17 protein-coding genes are annotated in these 19362 nt (G+C 34.2%); 15 read left to right on the top strand and 2 right to left on the bottom strand.

The features are described from left to right. Positions 1-150 precede the first annotated feature (150 nt). The 12 genes from ATHE_RS10340 (at position 151) to fabZ (ending at position 15069) form a co-directional block, all read left to right on the top strand. Positions 151-1011: an AraC family transcriptional regulator gene (locus ATHE_RS10340; RefSeq protein ID WP_015908414.1), complete on the top strand. Its 861-nt coding sequence runs from the start codon at positions 151-153 to the stop codon at positions 1009-1011. Positions 1012-1265: 254 nt separating this feature from the next. After that, complete coding sequence (yicI, locus tag ATHE_RS10335; RefSeq protein ID WP_015908413.1) at positions 1266-3584, top strand: alpha-xylosidase; 2319 nt, start codon at positions 1266-1268, stop codon at positions 3582-3584. Between the two features lie 69 nt (positions 3585-3653). Then, the gene (locus ATHE_RS10330; protein ID WP_015908412.1) at positions 3654-5417 is read left to right on the top strand and encodes a cache domain-containing sensor histidine kinase; all 1764 of its coding nucleotides are present in this window, start codon (positions 3654-3656) and stop codon (positions 5415-5417) included. A gap of 12 nt (positions 5418-5429) precedes the next feature. Beyond that, the gene (locus ATHE_RS10325; RefSeq protein WP_231503439.1) at positions 5430-6980 is read left to right on the top strand and encodes a response regulator transcription factor; all 1551 of its coding nucleotides are present in this window, start codon (positions 5430-5432) and stop codon (positions 6978-6980) included. A 175-nt stretch (positions 6981-7155) separates the two neighbouring features. Beyond that, a complete protein-coding gene (locus tag ATHE_RS10320; protein ID WP_015908410.1) occupies positions 7156-8070 on the top strand; it encodes an ABC transporter permease in 915 nt (304 codons plus the stop codon). Between the two features lie 36 nt (positions 8071-8106). Further along, entirely contained in the window at positions 8107-8997 is an 891-nt protein-coding gene (locus ATHE_RS10315; RefSeq protein WP_015908409.1) for a carbohydrate ABC transporter permease, read from the top strand. 74 nt (positions 8998-9071) lie between these two features. Next, the gene (locus tag ATHE_RS10310) at positions 9072-10769 is read left to right on the top strand and encodes an ABC transporter substrate-binding protein (RefSeq protein WP_015908408.1); all 1698 of its coding nucleotides are present in this window, start codon (positions 9072-9074) and stop codon (positions 10767-10769) included. Positions 10770-10894: 125 nt separating this feature from the next. Beyond that, complete coding sequence (locus ATHE_RS10305) at positions 10895-11545, top strand: MgtC/SapB family protein (protein ID WP_013429649.1); 651 nt, start codon at positions 10895-10897, stop codon at positions 11543-11545. 92 nt (positions 11546-11637) lie between these two features. Next, positions 11638-13098 (top strand): aminotransferase class I/II-fold pyridoxal phosphate-dependent enzyme, encoded by a 1461-nt coding sequence (locus tag ATHE_RS10300; RefSeq protein WP_013429650.1) that lies wholly within the window; start codon positions 11638-11640, stop codon positions 13096-13098. A 15-nt stretch (positions 13099-13113) separates the two neighbouring features. Continuing rightward, positions 13114-13551, top strand: coding sequence for a Mini-ribonuclease 3 (locus ATHE_RS10295; RefSeq protein WP_015908406.1), 438 nt, complete (start codon positions 13114-13116; stop codon positions 13549-13551). Positions 13552-13575: 24 nt separating this feature from the next. Then, positions 13576-14601 (top strand): DUF1646 family protein, encoded by a 1026-nt coding sequence (locus tag ATHE_RS10290; RefSeq protein ID WP_015908405.1) that lies wholly within the window; start codon positions 13576-13578, stop codon positions 14599-14601. A gap of 45 nt (positions 14602-14646) precedes the next feature. Continuing rightward, positions 14647-15069, top strand: a complete 423-nt coding sequence (gene fabZ, locus ATHE_RS10285) for a 3-hydroxyacyl-ACP dehydratase FabZ (protein ID WP_013429653.1) — start codon at positions 14647-14649, stop codon at positions 15067-15069. 45 nt (positions 15070-15114) lie between these two features. On the opposite strand, the gene ATHE_RS10280 is transcribed toward fabZ, so the two are convergent. Both ATHE_RS10280 and ATHE_RS10275 read right to left on the bottom strand, forming a co-directional pair. Next, positions 15115-16152 carry an ATP-binding protein gene (locus ATHE_RS10280; protein ID WP_015908404.1) on the bottom strand — a complete coding sequence of 346 codons (1038 nt, stop codon included), beginning with the start codon at positions 16150-16152 and terminating at the stop codon, positions 15115-15117. Beyond that, the gene (locus ATHE_RS10275; RefSeq protein WP_013429655.1) at positions 16139-17158 is read right to left on the bottom strand and encodes a DnaD domain-containing protein; all 1020 of its coding nucleotides are present in this window, start codon (positions 17156-17158) and stop codon (positions 16139-16141) included. The genes ATHE_RS10280 and ATHE_RS10275 overlap by 14 nt, the downstream gene beginning before the upstream one ends. A 101-nt stretch (positions 17159-17259) precedes the next feature. Between ATHE_RS10275 and thyX the strand changes: the two genes are divergently transcribed. From thyX to ATHE_RS10260, 3 genes are read left to right on the top strand one after another with little or no spacing between them, the layout of a single operon-like run. Further along, positions 17260-18051 carry an FAD-dependent thymidylate synthase gene (gene thyX, locus ATHE_RS10270; protein ID WP_015908403.1) on the top strand — a complete coding sequence of 264 codons (792 nt, stop codon included), beginning with the start codon at positions 17260-17262 and terminating at the stop codon, positions 18049-18051. Continuing rightward, a complete protein-coding gene (gene rlmB, locus ATHE_RS10265) occupies positions 18038-18799 on the top strand; it encodes a 23S rRNA (guanosine(2251)-2'-O)-methyltransferase RlmB (RefSeq protein WP_015908402.1) in 762 nt (253 codons plus the stop codon). Before thyX ends, rlmB begins: the two co-directional genes overlap by 14 nt. Continuing rightward, complete coding sequence (locus ATHE_RS10260) at positions 18783-19289, top strand: NYN domain-containing protein (RefSeq protein ID WP_013429658.1); 507 nt, start codon at positions 18783-18785, stop codon at positions 19287-19289. The genes rlmB and ATHE_RS10260 overlap by 17 nt, the downstream gene beginning before the upstream one ends. Positions 19290-19362: the final 73 nt, after the last annotated feature.

Raw genomic sequence — 19362 nt, 5'->3', positions numbered from 1 at the left:
AATATTATTAATAGATAAAAAGCTTAGATAAAAAGCTGCCGCAAGTTTTGGATTGCGGCAGCTTTTTATTTTGTTGTGGTTGTGGTAAAATTTATTTGATATTACCCTATTGTTTTTATTGAAAACATACAATAAAGTGAGGAAATCACAATGGATGAAAGGTTGAGGCTCAAAGAAAAGGTTCAACATGGCAGTGCGGTGTTTCCTATAAATGTATATGAAAAAATATTTGTTCACGAAAACAATACTCTTCTACCTCACTGGCATGATGAATTTGAAATAGTATATCTTGAAAAAGGAACAGCAAGTTTTAGAGTTGATGGCAAAGAGTATTTTTTGGGTCCAAAACAGTTTTTATTTGTCAACAGTGGTTCAATTCACGGTGGAAAAGCAGAGGATAATCCCGAGCCTTATGCAATTGTATTTAGCTTAAGCATGCTCTTTTCCGAAGGTCCGGATATATGCAAAAGCAAATATTTGCAATCTATTTTAGAAAGGAAACTGCTTGTTCAAAATAGTTTTGAGGACCATTATGTCGGAGAACTAATTTCGAGCATAATAACAGTGTGGAAAGAAAAGCCAAAAGGTTATGAACTTTTGGTAAAAGGTTACTTGTTTGTTATATTTTATCATCTTTTTAATAAGGGATATATAACAGCCGATAGTACAGTCAGAGAGCTTGATTTGAGACTTGAAAAGATAAAATCCGCACTTGATTATATCAATTCTAACTATTCATCTGATCTCAATATTGACTTGCTTGCAAAGCTTACAAACCTGAGCAAATTCTATTTTTGTCGTCTTTTTAAGGAGATTACCCATCTCACACCTGTTGATTACATAAACAAGTTCAGGGTTGAAAAAGCAATAGAGCTTATCAAAAACACAAACATGAGTATTTCTGAAATTGCCTTTGAAGTGGGCTTTAATAATGTGAGCTATTTTATAAAAGTGTTTAAAGAGTATGTGGGTGTTACTCCATTCAGATACAAGAAAAATATATTGTGTTGATATAATTTTCATTTCGCTCTTCATATCGGCAGTTACATTTCTTTTATAGAAGCAATCATTTTTATTAGATTAGTTTTCTGAGTATTGAAAAATTTGATTTTTGTATTGATTATAGCAAAGTTTTTATACTTTTTTGCAAAAACGTATGAGAAGTAAGGAAGGAGGTTTTATATAATAAATTTGAGTGTTTTAGACCTCTTTAAAATTTCTACGAATAAACAATTGGTTAAAAACAAGTAGGGGGAATTAACAAAATGAAATTTACAGACGGTTTTTGGCGTGTAAAAGATGGAATAAGATTATATCATCCAGCCCATATATATGATTACGAAATTTCGAAAGACTCAACCACAATTATTGCGCCAGCTCAATTTATTACAAACAGAGGACAAACCTTACAAGGTCCTGTTTTCACTATACGTTTTTCTTCACCTTTTGAAGATGTTATAAGAGTGCAAATTTGGCACTACAAGGGTCAAAAAGATAAAAAGCCATATTTTGAATTTTATAAAGAAGAAGGATATTGCCCTTTGATAGAAGTTTTTTCGGAGAGTATAGTAATAACAAGTGGAAAGCTAAAAGCTGTTATTAATAGAAAAGGTGAATGGAAAGTAGCATATTACTACGAAGATAAATATCTAACAAGAAATGGTTATAAATATCTTGGTTACGCAATCATGCCTGATAATACTACTTACATGAGGGAACAGCTTTCTTTGAGTGTTGGAGAGTGTGTTTACGGGTTGGGCGAGAGGTTTACTCCTTTTGTTAAAAACGGACAAATGATTGATATGTGGAACGAAGATGGTGGTACGAACTCTGATCTTGCATACAAAAACATTCCTTTTTACATTACAAACCGTGGATATGGTGTTTTTGTAAATGACCCAGGACGAGTGTCATTTGAAGTAGCCACAGAGAATGTCGAGAGAGTTCAGTTTTCTGTGGAAGGTGAATATTTGGAATATTTCATAATTGGCGGTAGCAACATGAAAAATGTTTTAGAAAATTACACAAAACTCACAGGTCGGCCACAGCTTCCTCCAGCATGGTCTTTTGGACTTTGGCTTACAACCTCTTTTACAACAAGCTATGATGAAAAGACTGTTACAAACTTTATAGATGGAATGATTGAAAGGGATATTCCACTTCATGTGTTTCATTTTGACTGTTTCTGGATGAAAGATATGCACTGGGTTGATTTTGAGTGGGACAGAAGGGTTTTTCTTGAACCATCACAGATGCTAAAGCGTCTAAAAGAAAAGGGAGTAAAAATATGTGTTTGGATAAATCCCTATATATCTCAGCTTTCTAAACTGTTTGACGAAGGCAAAGAAAAAGGGTATTTTTTGAAAAAGCCAAATGGTGATGTATGGCAGACAGATGATTGGCAGCCTGGTATGGCAATTGTTGATTTTACAAACCCTGAGGCGTGCAGGTGGTATTCAGAAAAGCTCAAAGAGCTAATTAAAATGGGAGTTGACTGTTTTAAGACAGATTTTGGTGAAAGAATTCCAACAGATGTTGTTTATTTTGATGGTTCAGACCCTCAAAAGATGCACAATTACTACACCTATCTTTACAACAAGACAGTATATGAGACGCTTCAAGAAACGTTTGGCAAGGGAAATGCAGTTGTTTTTGCAAGGTCAGCGACAGTAGGAAGCCAGAAATTTCCTGTGCACTGGGGCGGAGACTGTTTAGCTTCATATGAGTCCATGGCAGAGACACTCAGGGGTGGCCTTTCACTTTCACTTTGCGGGTTTGGTTTTTGGAGTCATGACATAGGGGGGTTTGAGAGTACAGCAACACCAGATCTTTACAAGAGATGGGTAGCATTTGGACTTTTATCTTCTCACAGCAGACTTCATGGAAATTCTGCCTATAAAGTTCCATGGCTTTATGACGAAGAGGCGGTTGACGTACTTAGGTTCTTTACAAAATTAAAATGTAAACTTATGCCATACATCTTTTCAGCGGCTGTAGAGGCAACAGAAAGAGGGATTCCAGTCTTGAGGCCAATGGTCTTAGAGTTTCCGGACGATCCTGCTTGTCTTTATCTTGACAGGCAATATATGCTTGGAGACAGTCTTTTGGTTGCACCAATCTTTTCAGAAGATGGATATGTTGAGTATTATGTGCCAGAAGGGATTTGGACAAATATCCTGACAGGTGAAAAAGTTGAGGGTGGCAAGTGGAGAAAAGAAAAGCACGGCTATTTTAGCCTTCCACTTTTAGCAAGGCCAAATACTGTAATCCCAATGGGAAGTGTAGACACAAAGCCCGATTATGATTATGCTGATAATGTGGCGATGAATATTTATCATATTGATAGTGGGGAGACATTGAAATCTCAGATAAGAAATGTAGAAGGTAAGGCAGAAATTGAAATTGAAGTGAGAAGACACGGAGATGTTATTTATGTCACAAATATAAGAGATTCAAAAAAAACATGGAGTCTATATTTTGATTCTCTAAGGATAGAAGTTATATCTGGAGCAAGTGTAAAGGTCGACAGTAATGGTAGTAAGATAAATGTATATTCTGACACAGCTGTGTTAAAAGTGATTTAATTTTTTATTGCTTATGTAAAAATATTTAAGTTAAAATAAAAGTATAGTTAACTCCCATGTGGTGAAAAAATGAAAATATGGCTGACAAACCTTAAAATGCGTAAGAAGTTCATATTAGCATTTATCATATCAGCTTTTATTCCCCAAATTGTTTTGGGGATTATTCTTTTTTTAAATCTTCATGCTATAGCACTGGAAAATGCTATAAACAATACAAAAAGAAATGTTCAGGACGTGAAGAAAAACCTTTTAGATGTTTTGCAAAATGCTGTAGATATTTCAAATAAGCTTTATCTTGACAAAAAGCTTTTAGACATCCTTTCTACTGAATACAGTGATGTTTCAAAATTATATGAAGATTATACATCGTATAAAGAGTTTTCGAACTTGCTTTCTATTTATAATAAGAATATTCATCTCATAAAAGTCTATACTTTCAATCCAACATTACTTGACACTGGGGAATTTGTAAAGGTAGATAACTATATTAAGAAACAAAGATGGTTTATCCACGCTTTAAAAGAGGACGGTAAAATATTATGGGAGCTTATATTTGACAACAGCCCATTCAGACCTCAGTATTATTTTAGTTTGGTGAGGTTACTTAAAAATTCTTATGGCGAAAAAGTCGGAGTGATGGTAATTTACATAAAAAAAGAGAAAATTGATGAGATTCTTTCTCAAAATGAAAATACAATTGTTGTTACAGATAAAGGAACTGTAGTTGCAGCAAAAGATGAAAGTTTGATTGGTAAAACAATAGATATCAAAGCTTTTGAGGATGGCGATAGATTAATAGAAAATGTGAAAATAAATCAGAGAAATCTTATGGCTCTTGTTGGAACTATTGCACCAAATGAGACGGGAGGGAATTATCTAAAGGTTATTTCTTTCTTCTCTAAGAAGGAGATTTTTAAAGTACCAAATAAGGTTTCATTTTTTGCTTTTGTGGTGATTACAGTAAATTTATTAATTTCGTTATTTCTGATGCTTCTTTTTTCAAAGTTAATTACTGATAGACTAACTATATTAAACGAAAAGGTAAATCAAATTTCTCACGGAAAACTTGATACCAGCATAGAGATTTTGGGGAAAGACGAAATCGGACAGCTTGCAGAAAATGTCAAAGAAATGGCAAAAAATATCAAAAATCTTATTGAACAGGTTTATTTAGCCGAGATTCAAAAGCAGCAAATGATCACCAAACAACGAGAGATTCAGTTTGAGATGCTCTGCAGCCAAATAAATCCCCACTTTATATTCAATACTCTTGAGGCTATTAGGATGAAAGCATTTTGTAGTGGGCAAGAGGAAATTTCGCACATTGTATATCTTCTAAGTAACTTATTAAGAAAAAGCATAACAGTAAGTTCAGAGCTGATTTCACTAAAAGAGGAAATTGAATTTGTTCAACAGTTTTTGGAGATTCAAAAATTCAGGTTTGGTGATAGGATAGATTTTGATATTCAGATAGATGAAGACCTTTTCAATCAAAAGATACTACCTTTTATAATTCAGCCTCTTGTAGAGAATTCAATAAAACACGGAATCGAACCGAAAGTTGGAAAGGGTTATATTAGTATCAGAATTTTCAAAAGAGATGAAAAAATTGTTATTAGAGTTGAGGATAATGGAATCGGAATGAAAAAAGAGGAATGTGATAACTTAATAACCTTACTCAAGTCAGACCAAAAAGATGCTCATGTAGGTCTTAGAAATGTATACACAAGATTGAAATTGTTTTATGGTAATGAATTTGAGTTTTTAATCAAGAGTGAGTATGGAAGTGGAACAGTGGTTGAAATAACTGTTCCAAGCAAGGGTGGTGAATAGAATTTGTTTAAGGTGGTTCTAATTGATGATGAGCCGATAATAATTGAAGGACTTAAAAAGATATTGGACTGGCATGCGCTTGGGTTTGAAATAGTTGCAGTTGCATATGATGGAGTAGATGGTTTTTCCAAATTGCTTGAACTAAATCCTGATGTTGCTCTTATTGACATACGTATACCTGGAATTGATGGGCTTTTGTTAATCCAAAGATTGAGAGAAAAAAATATTTCAACAAAAATTATTATTCTTTCAGGTTACTCTGAGTTTGAATATGCCCGAAAAGCTGTGGAACTTGGAGTGGAGAGTTATCTTCTAAAACCTATTGACAAACAACTTCTTGAAGAGAAACTTATGGCAATCAGGGAAAAACTGGAGGAAGAATTTAAAATAAACCGGGCATTTTCAGCTGCTAAGAAACTCACAAGGGAAAAAGTAGTTGAAAAATTAGTATTGGGTACTTTGAAAGATACGGAGATAGAGTATATGAATAAATTCTTTGAACTTCAACTTCCCTGGAAAAAGTATCAGGTTGCCATAATTCAGCTGCTAAATGAAAATAGGAATTCTTGTGAGATAAATCAAACAGTCTTGCAATTAAAAGAAAAGGTGGATTTGTTTTTGAATAAAAACTCTTGCGGTTTTTCGACAATTATAAACAACAATATCTGCATACTTTTCAAAGACTTTTGGTATCCCTTCAATAGTAGAAGCATTAATATTTTAAAGGATATGCTCATGAAATATACGGACGGTCAGATTATTATTTCAATTGGAAGTGAAGTAGAAGACTATAGAAATATTAAAAAATCGTTTGAAGAAGCCAATGAACTTTTAAAAAAGAGATTTTTATTGGGCTACAAAGGTTTAATCTTTATAAAAGAAGCTATTTTTCGATATGATAAAACTGAGAAAGAGTTTGATGATAAGGAGAATGCTTATGCATTAGCAGTAGCAATTGAGTTTGAGAATTTTGAAAGGATTAACAATATATTGGAAAATAAGGCAGATAACTTGATAAAGAAAAATGCATCTGAAGATGAAGCAAAAAGCAGTTTTTACAATTTCTTTGTTGATGTTTTGTATAAACTTTCTCAGAATCAAGAATACAAACAAATTGTCGAAAAGTATCTTACACAAGAAATTTTTAAAAACTTATTTACCCAGAAGACTTTAACTGAGTTAAAAGGACTTATAAAGTATTATTTTACTTTAATTGCAGAACAAATAAAAAAACTTCATTCAGACAATTTCAAAGTTCAGGTTGAAGAGTTTATAAAAAGAAATTATTTTATTGACTTAAAGCTTGAAACATTGGCAGAAATATTTGGCTACAATTCATCCTATTTTAGTAAACTTTTCAAAAAAACATTTGGTGAGAACTTTTCATCTTTTATCGAAAAAGTCAGAATTGAGAAAGCAAAAGAGCTATTAGAAAATGGGAAGAAAGTTTCAGAAGTTGCCAAAAAGGTTGGATATGAAGATATGGACTACTTTTGTTTAAAATTTAAAAAGTATGTTGGATGTTCGCCTAAGAGCTATAAAGAAAGTTTAAAAAGAAAATAAAAGAATTTATTAAATTTATCTATAAGCCCGATTAATGGGCTTTTTATTTTTTAAAAAACATGGACAAAAGTATAGGGTATAACATGTCAAAATATTAGGGTATAAATTTTATAATTTTGACTTTAAAATTATCATTGAAAATCAAGCTCAAAAAAAAATACCGTGGAGGTTTATAATGAATAAATCAAAATTGACCAAAACATTGTGGAAACAAAGATATCTAATCTTAATGATATTTCCATTTATTGTTTGGTTAATAATATTTAGATACATACCCCTTTGGGGATGGATAATGGCATTTCAAGATTACAGACCTGGAAAACCAATTTGGCAACAAGAGTGGGTAGGTATAAGATGGTTTGCTGAGATGTTCCAGGATCCTGATTTTTATAAGGCTATGCGAAATACACTGATAATGAGCTTTATGGGATTAGTATTTGGCTTTCCGCTGCCAATAATGTTAGCTTTACTTCTAAATGAAATAAAGAATATGGCATTTAAGAGGACTGTCCAAACAATTTCATATCTTCCCCACTTTGTTTCGTGGGTTGTTGTTGCAAGTTTGGTAAGTGAGATTTTGTCCCCAAGCGGTGTTATAAATCAAGTCTTGCAAAAACTCCATTTGACAAATTACCCGATTATGTTTATGGCAGAACCACGTTATTTTTGGTGGATAGTTACATTTTCTGACATTTGGAAAGAACTTGGTTGGAACACGATAATTTATTTAGCAGCGATAACTTCAATAAATCCTGAACTTTACGAAGCTGCAACTGTTGATGGTGCAGGAAGATTCAGAAAAATGATAAATATTACCCTTCCCGGAATAATGCCAACCGTTATTGTTCTTCTTATTTTAAGCATAGGAAATATAATCAATATAGGTTTTGAAAGACAGTTTCTTTTAAGAACAGCAGCAACAAGAGAAGTTGCGGATGTCATTGACCTTTACATTCTTTCGTATGGAATTGGCACAGGTAGATATTCTTTTGGCACAGCTGCAGGTGTTTTCAAATCAGTAGTAAGCCTTACACTTTTGGTTTTTGCAAACTGGCTTTCCAAAAAGACAACTGGCTATAGGATGATGTGACAGAGTTTAAAGATTTTTTGAGGAGGATCTTTTGAAATGGGAAAGAAGACAGCAGGTGATATAGTATTTGAAGTTTTTAACTACACAATAATGATAATTTTGGCAATTATAACTTTGTACCCATTTTTGCATGTCCTTGCTGTATCATTAAATGACCCTTACGATGCAATAAAAGGTGGGATAACTATCTTTCCCAGAAAATTTACATTAGTAAATTACATAGAGACTTTAAATTATCCTCAAATTCCATGGGCTGTATTTATAACTGTATTAAGAACAGTGGTTGGAACAGCATTAGGAGTACTTTCGTCAGCTATGGTTGCCTATGTTATAAATCGAAAAGATTTTATTGCAAGAAAACCTGTTTCGATAATGTTTATTATTACTATGTACATTGGTGGGGGACTTATACCTGAATATATGCTCATGCGAGGTCTTGGACTTATGAACAATTTCCTTGTTTACATTCTGCCGGGGCTTATAAGTCCGTTTAATGTGATTGTCATAAAATCTTATATGGAGGGTATTCCTTCCGATGTTGAAGAGTCTGCAATGATAGACGGTGCTAATGATTTTTTGATATTCTGGAAGATAATATTGCCACTTTGTGCACCTGTAATTGCAACTATAAGCTTGTTTATTGCTGTGGGACATTGGAACTCATGGTTTGATACATACCTTTATTGCTCAAGTGAACCAAAGCTTACAACCCTGCAATATGAACTTCAAAAGATTTTATCAAATGCAGCAGCTTCATCTCAGGTAGATTACTACAGTAACCTTGACCCAAACAGAACAATGAAAGTAACTCCTCATTCTCTCAGAATGGCAATGACCATAATTGTAACTATGCCAATATTGTTCGTTTATCCTTTTGTTCAAAGATATTTTATTCATGGGATGACAATTGGTGCTGTAAAGAGCTAAGAAAAATTTGCGGCTTTTAGCTGGAAAAAACCAGCTTTTAGCATAAAACAAAAATAAGGAGGGTTAAAAGAACTATGAGGAGTTCAAAAAGGTTACTTTCGATTTTATCAATTGTAGTGGTTATAAGTTTTATATTAGGAATTGGCATTATTGGAAATGCTGGAAGTTCAAAGCTTGTGAAGCCACTCAAACCAACACCCGAAGCAAAAAAGCCAATTACTCTCACTATGTACAGTGCTGAAACAAACCCAAATGACGATGGATTTAAGTCACCAGTTGCACAAAAGATAAAAGAACTTACAGGTGTTACATTAAAGATTGAGTATGCCATAGCTCAAGGTGCTGGTCAACAAAAAATTCAGCTAATGGCTGCAAGTGGTGATTATCCAGACCTTGTGTATGCAAAAGGAGACTTACAACTTCTTAAAAATGCTGGTGGTATTGTACAGTTAGATAGTTTAATAGAAAAGTATGGTCCCAACATTAAAAAAGCATATGGAAAAAATCTCAAGAGGCTTAGATGGAGTCCTCAGGATCCGCATATATACTGTTTGGGGATAACAACAGATAATGATGCAACACTTGATGTAAATGGTGGATTTATGGTTCAGCACAGAGTAGTAATAGAACAAAATTATCCCAAGATTAGAACAATAAAAGATTTTGAAAATGTAATAGTAAATTACTGGAAAAAACATCCTACAACAGACGGACTTCCAACCATTCCTTTGACACTTAGTGCTGACGATTGGCGAACGGTTATTTCTGTTACAAATCCAGCTTTTCAGGCAACAGGTGCACCTGACGATGGAGAGTTTTATGTTGACCCAAAAACTTTGAAAGTGATAAGACATTATAAACGTCCAATTGAAAAAGAATATTTCAAATGGTTAAATCACTTATGGAACGCAGGAATTCTTGATAGAGAGACATTTGTCCAGAAAGACGACCAGTATAAAGCTAAAATAGCATCTGGAAGAGTTCTTGCTTTAATTGACGCAGGTTGGGCAGTGGGTGAACCAATCACTGCTCTCAAAAAAGCAGGCAAATACGAATACACATACGGCTATTATCCTGTTACAGTTAATGAAAAGATAAAACAATGTCCGCCTGATGTAAAAGTTGGATACACAGGTGGCTGGGGTGTTGCTATAACAGTAAAGTGCAAAGATAAGGTGAGAGCAATTAAGTTCCTTGACTGGATGTGCACCGAAGATGCTAATATCTTAAGACAATGGGGTATTGAAGGTGTTCATCACACATATATAAATGGTAAGAGAGTATTTACACCAAAATATGACCAGATGAGAAAAACTGATCCTACATTTGGAAAAAAGACTGGGATAGGTCCTTACATTTACCCGTTCCCGAGACTGCCTAATACGTATATTGATTCAACAGGAAATCCAATTGCACCTGACACGAGAAAAGAAGATATAAGAAAGAACTATAGCGATGTTGAGAAGAAAGTATTGTCTGCATATAAAGCAGAGATTTGGAAAGACTTATTCCCAAAATCAAATGAGTATCCAGAAAAAACATGGGGTTATCTCTGGATGATTTCAATTGATGATCCTAATATCAAAACAATTAACGATAAAATCTGGAATTATACACTTTCGACCATTCCAAAAGTTGTAATGGCAAAAGAAAAAGACTTTGATAAGGTATGGAACGAATTTTTGGATGGTTTTGAGAAGCTTGGAAACAGCAAGGTTGAAGAATATTATACAAAAAGAATCAAGCAAAACATTGAATTGTGGACAAAATAATAAAATTTGCCACAGGAGGCTGCTTTTTCTAAAGTCAAAAAATGAGAAAGCAGCCTCTTTAATTTTTTTACGTTATGTATTATAAAATATAATTATAATCTCACATTCTAAAGAGGGAATTTTTAATGCTGCAGGATATATTAAAAATCATATTTGCAATCTTAGCAGGTGGAATTATTGGTATTGAACGTGAAAACGTCCACAGACCGGCAGGGTTCAGAACACACATTTTAGTCTGTGTTGGTTCAACACTTGTTATGATGACGTCTGAGTATATCTATGATATTTATTACAAAGGGCATGCAAACATAGATGTTGCAAGGCTTGGCGCTCAGGTCATCTCAGGAATTGGCTTTCTTGGTGCAGGTACAATAATAAAAGATGGCGCAACAGTAAAAGGTTTGACAACTGCAGCAACTCTGTGGGCTGTTGCTTGTATTGGGCTTGCAATTGGAATTGGTTATTATAAGGGTGCATTTTTAGCAACAGCAGCAGTGTATCTTACTTTGATTCTATTGAAAAAATTTGAAGTAAGATTTGTATCAAAAGGAATTTTAAGGACAATTACTGTTGAGGGACAAAACTTGAAAAGTTCTATTCAAAAGATAGACTCAATTTTGACTGCACATTCAGTTACAATTAAAGATATTAAATTTATGCATGAAGAGACTGAAAAGGTTTGTTATAAGGCTTTAGTTTTACCGGATACCAGCGTCAATCAGCTTATAACAGACCTATATCTGATTGAAGGTGTGAGCCGCGTAACTTTTGAGTAAAAAATACTTTTAAAAAAATTGTAGTGTGGTATAATTATCAATCAGAAAATTAAAAAGTATAAAGAAAAGAAATGGAGGCAGGGCAGAATAAGGTGACAAAGGAGGACCAGAGCAAAACACCCTTATTTGATGCTGTAAAAAGACATATTGAAAAGAACATAATACCGTTCCACGTTCCAGGGCACAAATATGGAAGAGGTCTTAAAGAGTTTACCGATTTTGTTGGACAAAACGTCATGCTAATGGACTTAAACGGTATGGAAGACTTAGACAACGCAAATAACCCAATAGGAGTCATCTATGAAGCCGAAAAACTTTTTGCAAGCGCGTTTGGTGCCCAGTATGCATATTTTTTGGTAAACGGTACAACATCGGGTGTTCAAACAATGATAATGTCGGCGTGCGAACCTGGAGATGAGATAATACTGCCTCGAAACGCACACAAAAGTGCATTTGGCGGGATAATTCTAAGCGGGGCTATACCTGTGTATGTGCAACCAGAGGTCAATGAAGAGCTTGGGATTACAATGGGTGTTACAATTGAGAATGTAAAAAAGGCAATCCTGAAACACCCTCATGCCAAAGCAGTTTTTGTTATAAACCCCACATATTATGGAATTGCAAGTGATTTGAAGTCCATAACAAGGACAGCGCACAAGTTTGGAATGGCTGTTTTGGTAGATGAAGCGCATGGTGCACATATGGGATTTCATAACGATTTTCCGCTCACTGCAATGGAAGTTGGAGCAGATATGAGCGCAGTTTCAACACACAAAACAGGTGGGTCGCTAACGCAAAGTTCAGTACTTCTTCTTAGAGGGCACAGGATTCAACCAGAAACTGTAAAGCAGGTACTAAATCTTACTATGACAACAAGTTCATCTTACATTTTGATGTGTTCTATAGACGTTGCGAGAAAACAGCTTGCAATGTATGGTGAAGAGATGTTAGAAGAAACTTTGCGACTTGCCAGAATGGCAAGAGAAGAGATTAACAAGATTGAAGGGCTTTATGCATTTGGTAAAGAGTTGATTGGAACACCGGGAGTTTATGATTTTGATGAGACAAAACTTGGGATAAATGTCAGAAGACTTGGTATAACTGGATATGAAGCTGAAAGAATTTTGAGAGATGAATATAACATCCAAGTGGAGATGTCTGACCTTTACAATATACTGGCTATAATCTCTTTGGGAGATACACAGGAGAGTGTGGAAAAGCTAATTGAAGCTCTTCGCGATATGGCTAAAAAACTTGGTGTCAAGGATGTAAAGACACCAACAATAGTTTTGCACTCACCACAGGTGATTGTGTCGCCAAGAGATGCCTTTTACAGCTCTAAAAAGGTTGTTGATCTTGACAATGCAGTTGGTGAAATTTCGGGTGAGATGGTCATGGCGTATCCGCCTGGAATACCACTTATTTTGCCGGGTGAGAGAATTACAAAGGACCTTGTTGATTATATAAAACTTTTGAAAGAAGAGGACTGCCAGCTTCAGGGCACAGCCGACCCTTATGTCAATACAATAAGGGTACTTGGAACAGCTGATTAATAAAGAGAGCACTTTTTGGATATTTTAAAAACATATTTGGAAGAGAGTGAGGACAGGTTGCTCAGTCCTTTAGTATATGCTTATATTGGAGATGCAGTATATGAGTTGTTTGTAAGAAACAAAATAGTAGCTGAAAATCCAGATTTGACCCCTTATCTATACTATCTTAGAACTACCATGTATGTGAAAGCTTCGAGTCAAGCAATGGCTATAAAAAAAATATATGAAGAGCTTGATGAAGATGAAAAAAGAATTGTAAAGAGAGGAAGAAATGCAAAACCAAAAACGATTCCTAAAAATGCTAAATTGAGTGATTATAAATATGCTACAGCCCTTGAAGCTTTAATCGGTTATCTCTATCTAGAAAATAACATTGAGAGATTGAATTATATCCTTTCACAAACGTATAATATAATAACTGAAGAATGCAGCAATGCTAAAAATAATTATTGACAGTACAAGAAAGGAGTTTTTCAAATGATTGCAGGATTAATAATTCTGCTATTGGTTATTTTATTTATACCTTTTTTAGTAAAAGCAGTTGAACACAATTTAGAATATTTCTTATTTGTAATGGGTATTATTGGTGTTATTATTTCTAAACAGATGAATTTAAAGTTATTTGAACACATACTTCAAAATAAATTACTCTACTATATAACTTTTGCAGTTTTAATAGCAGGAATGTTGTTTTTCTTCTTTAGAAATAAAATTAACAGATTAATAGATGTGCTGACTAATAAAATTTCAATTCAAATATTTACTTTTATTATAATTGTTATCTTGGGTTTAAGTTCAAGTTTTATTACTGCGATAATTGCTTCATTATTATTAACCGAAATTATGCATCATACACCGCTTGAGAGAAATACCAAATTAAAAGTTATTGTATTAGCATGTTTTGCAATAGGATTTGGAGCAGCATTAACGCCAGTGGGTGAACCATTGGCGACTATTACTATTTCAAAGCTCAAAGCTGATTTTTTCTATTTAGCAAGGGCAATTGGATTTGAAATTATTATCACAATATTACTTATGGCATTTTTGGCAGCCTTGATTGTTAAAAAGGCAAATAAAGTTGATAAAGATGAATATATAGAAAATACAGAAGGTATTAAAGATGTTTTTTTGAGGGCATTTAAGGTTTTTGTATTTGTGTTTGCACTTGAGCTTTTAGGAACAGCTTTCAAACCATTGATAGATTTGTACATTATAAAGTTGGATGCAAAAATTCTTTACTGGGTAAATATGATTTCTGCTATAGTGGACAACGCAACCTTGGCAGCAGCTGAAGTTTCTAAAGAAATGACGAATGAACAGGTGAGGGCGATTATTCTTGGAATGATTATAAGCGGAGGAATGTTAATACCTGGTAATATCCCAAACATAATATCAGCAGGGAAATTTAAAATAAAAAGCAAAGAGTGGGCGAAAATTGGAGTTCCAATGGGTTTGATTTTAATGGTCATTTATTTTATTATGGTGTTTATAGTTAAGGTGTAAGAATTTGAGTTTTTAGGATTTAATATTAGAAAGGAAGATTTAGTTATGTATAACATTGATAAAATACTGGAAATTATTCCTCATAGATACCCTTTTTTGCTTGTGGACAGAATCATAGAAGTTGAAGAAGGAAAGAGAGCAAAGGGAATTAAAAACGTTACAATTAACGAACCGTTTTTTCAAGGACATTTTCCTTCAAATCCTGTGATGCCGGGTGTTTTGATTGTTGAGGCAATGGCCCAGGTTGGAGCTGTTGCAATGCTTTTAAAAGAAGAGTTTAAAGGGAAAACTCCATTTTTTGCAGGTATTGACAAGGTTAGATTCAAAAAAGTTGTAAAGCCCGGTGATGTTCTTGTGATTGAGACAGAGCTAATATCTCTCAAAGGTTCAATTGGCAAGGCAAAAGCAGTAGCAATGGTTGACGGCGAGGTTGTATGTGAGGGTGAGCTGCTTTTTGCCATAAAATAAAAAGGTAACCAGCCTGATTTAAGGCTGGTTACCTTTATCTTTTTATTATGTTTCAGAAGTTTTCTTTTCAAGATGAAGTTTTGCTTTTATTACCCTCACATCTTCTCCAAACAGATGCAAAAACATAAAATATTCCTGAAGTCTACCCATTATGAACTGAGAATAAACTGTGACAAGTCCGTCAAGGCTATAGTTTGTGGTTATGATCATTTTTTTGCCTGACAAAAATCTTTTGTCCAGCAAACTTTGAAAGACGCCATGACAAAATTCAGCGTTTTTCCCTTCATTTCCAAGGTCATCAATAATCAAAAGGTCTACCTCTTCAAGGCTTTTGTATTCTTCGTCACTTACCTCTTCATAGAGACGAAGCATTTTTGAATATTTATCTTTTAATATCTCAAAGAAAGAAATACTATCTAAAAATATTACTGTTTTACCTTTGTCAATTACCTCTTTTGCAATACAGTGAGCGAGAAAAGTCTTACCAAGGCCTGTTGGACCATAAAACAACAGATTCTTCTGGTTTGGTTTATCAAAATTTTCTACAAACTCCTTCACCTTTTCAATTATCTTGACCATATTCTTATAAGGTGACAATCCTTCTTTCAAATCAACTTCTTTTGAGTAATAGTCCAAGTTAAATTTGCTAAAGTTATGGTCTTTTAAGATTTCCTTTAGCTTACTTTGTTCATACAGAAGTTCAATGAAAAGCTGGGTTCTGCATTTGCAAACTTCAACTCTGTCTTCTAAAACTACAAAACCTGTGTCCTGACAAGTTTTACATAAATAGTCTGGCTCTAAATAGTCGCTCGGGTATCCCATCTCAATTAAAAGTTTTGTCCTTTTTGAAATAAGCGTATCTAAAATTTTGGAGTATTTAGCTATTTGCTCTTTATTTTGCATAAGCGACGCTTTTGACAGCTTCAAGCCAGCTAATTTTATCTTGTCACATATATCGGCAAACTCTTTTGATTTTGTATAAAGTTCATGGATTTTTCTTTCTTTTGAAAGTTCTGCATTATAGCGTCTTTGCTTGTATATTCTATCTATTGTCTCCAATATCTCTTTTTTATTGGTCATCATCTGCATTACCTCTCAAAGCTTTTTTGTAAAGTTCTTCTAACGCAGTGTATGTAGATGGATCTCTTTCTTCACGTAGGCTTTTCTTATTTGAGGACTGTTTTTTGCTCTTTTCTTTCTTTTGAGCATTTTCAAGTTCAAACTTTTTGATTGATTCTAAATCTTTCAGACCTGCCTCATACCACCTTTTTATTATACCATTTACATAGCTTACTGTAGGATTGTTTACATTTTTCACAAGACTCAAAGCATACATAATAACATCTTCTGGCACTTTCCAGTCGTTTATCCATACATTCATAATTTCATCTTCCACCTTGGTCGGAGCTCTGTTGTATATTCCAAGGTACTGAAGAACAAGCCTTTTTATTCTGCTTGTATCTTCTTGTGACCTTATATATTCTTCAGCCTTTTCAATGCTATCAATGTTAAGTTCTTTCCATTTGATTGCCATTTGCTCAAGAAATTTCAGATTTTTGTTGTTCTTATTTATTGTAACATAGTTTATTAAAAGGTATATGACCTCAATAGGCAGTTTTAGCCAGTCATAAATTTCAAGCAAAACATCAATATCACTTTTGTTAAATGTCCTGCAGTACTGTTTTTGAGCAAATTCAAGGAGATTTCTAAACTTTTCGTCTGTCTCAAAAAATCTGGACAAATCCTCTGTTGTGTAAACTGGAGGTGAAATAGAGTTTTCGACCTTTTCATGTGCAAACATATCATCCAAAAAGTCAATAGAGAGATTTCCGTCAACGTCTTTAGAAAGCCTAATTAAGTTTCTCTGTGCCCAAAATTCAAGTGCTTTTACAACATCACTCTCAAGAAGATTTAGTTCCTTTGCAATCCTATCTATTTCAACTGCTTCAATTTTGTTCTGAAAAAGATATTTAAGGTATATGTATACTTTCACAAATTCCCCGTCTGAAAAAGGCATGTGATTTTTAATAAAATCAAAGCCTATTAAAACAAAGTTTTGCTGTTTAGGCATAATAAATAGCATTCCCATATATAAAATTGCCCCCTTTTTGTGATACAATAATTTTATCACAAAACTTCATTTATTTTTATACCAGCAAAATGCAATTATTGTATATGGAGGAATTGGTTATGAAGTTTAAGGTTGTTCTTTTATCCCACACACCAGAGCCTGAAAAGGTTGTTGCAACTGCTGCAAAACTTTGTTATTCTAATGCAACCATTGAGAATATCTTCGAAAGATTAGATAATGAGACAGTTAAAAACTTTCTGAATTTTTTGGTAGAGGTGGGGCATCAGTCACCCTTAGAACATGTAAGCTTTACATTTGGGATAGAAGGAGTTTCAAGGTGCTTTACACACCAGCTTGTCCGTCACAGGATTGCTTCATATTCACAGCAGTCTCAGCGGTATGTCAAGATGGATGGATTTGATTATGTCATTCCGCCAAGCATAGAAGAAGATGAAGAGCTTAAAAATATTTTTATAGATACTATGAATCAGATTGCCCAGGCTTATGCTGTTTTGTCCGAAAAACTCAAAAGAAAGCACACTGAAAAATTTAAGATATATGGGATTTCAGAGAAAGAGGCTTTAAAGAAAGCAGAGAAAATGGCAATTGAGGACGCCAGATATGTTCTTCCGAATGCCTGTGAAACAAAGATTATCATGACAATGAACGCAAGAGAGCTTTTACATTTTTTTAGCGAAAGGTGCTGCAACAGAGCTCAGTGGGAGATAAGGGCAGTTGCTGACAAGATTTTAGAGCTTGTCAAAAACGTTGCGCCAAACATATTCAAATTTGCAGGACCTAAATGCATAAGACTTGGCTATTGCCCGGAGGGGAAGTTCTCTTGTGGAGGGTTTGAAAAGGTGAGAGAAAAATATCTTGGGAAAATGAGGGAGGAACATGAGAACTATTGAAGGCAAAAATCCTGTGAAAGAGGCGCTCAAAAGCGGAGCTAAGATAACAGAGGTGTATATCTCAAATTCGGCAAAAGACAAGGAAACTGCTCAGATAATAGACCTTTGTAGACAAAATGGAGTTGTAGTAAAATTTGTTGACAAGCACAAGATATACAAAATGGCGCAGACAAAAAATCCACAAGGTGTCATTGCCATTGCACACGAGTTTGAATATTGCGACATAGATGACATCTTATTTGAAGCAAAGAAGAGTGGTGAGGAGCCTTTTTTAGTTTTACTTGATGGCATAACCGACCCACAGAACTTTGGGTCTATTATAAGGTCTGCACATTTGTGTGGTGTACATGGAATTGTAATTGAAACAAGAAATTCATGTCCTGTAACACCAGCTGTGGAAAAGGCTTCTGCAGGTGCTGTTGAGTATATGAAGATTGCACGGGTTGTTAACCTAAGAAGGACTATTGAAGAGCTGAAAGAGAAGGGTATATGGGTGTTTGCCGCAGATGCAAATGGTTCAAAACCTGTTTATGAGTGTGATTTTACTATTCCAACATGTGTTGTGATAGGTTCTGAAGGAAAGGGCATCACCAGACTTGTAAAAGAAGGTGCTGACTTTTTGATAAAAATCCCACAAAAAGGATATGTCAATTCGTTTAATGCATCTGTTGCGGCCGGTATCATATTTTTTGAGGTTTTGAAACAAAGACTTAAAGAAGGAGAAATCAAAGGTGCACTTGATGGTTGATGGATACAACTTTATAAACGCATGGGATTACTTAAGGAAAATTGCTGAAGATGATTTGGACAGCGCACGAAAAAAGTTAATCGACATTTTGGCAGATTTTTCTGGTTATAAAGGGTATAAAATTACAATTGTGTTTGATTCGCACTTGGTTAAAGGGGCTATGCGTAAAAAAGAAACTTTTAGCAATGTGGAAATAGTATTTACAAAAGAGGGAGAAACAGCTGACAACTACATAGAACAGTATGTTTACAAGAATAGCAAAAACGAAAAGATTGGGGTTGTAACCTCAGACTATTTAGAACAGCTCATAATCCTTGGAGATGGTGCTTTGAGAATACCTCCAAGAGAACTTATATACGAGATTGAACATTACAGAAAAGAAATTGAGAAAAAGGAAAAAGAAAAGATGCATAAAAGTAGCAAGTTAGAAGATACTTTAGAGGACGATATTATTCGCAAACTTGAGAAATTCAAAAAAAACCTGAAATGAGCTTGAAAGAAGCTTTAGCGATAATATATAATTATTGTGATAGGTTTTTCTTTGAATTCTTAACAAGGCTTAA

It is taken from the genome of Caldicellulosiruptor bescii DSM 6725 (genome assembly GCF_000022325.1).
Classification (GTDB): domain Bacteria; phylum Bacillota; class Thermoanaerobacteria; order Caldicellulosiruptorales; family Caldicellulosiruptoraceae; genus Caldicellulosiruptor; species Caldicellulosiruptor bescii.
This window is presented reverse-complemented; position numbering and strand designations above follow the sequence as displayed.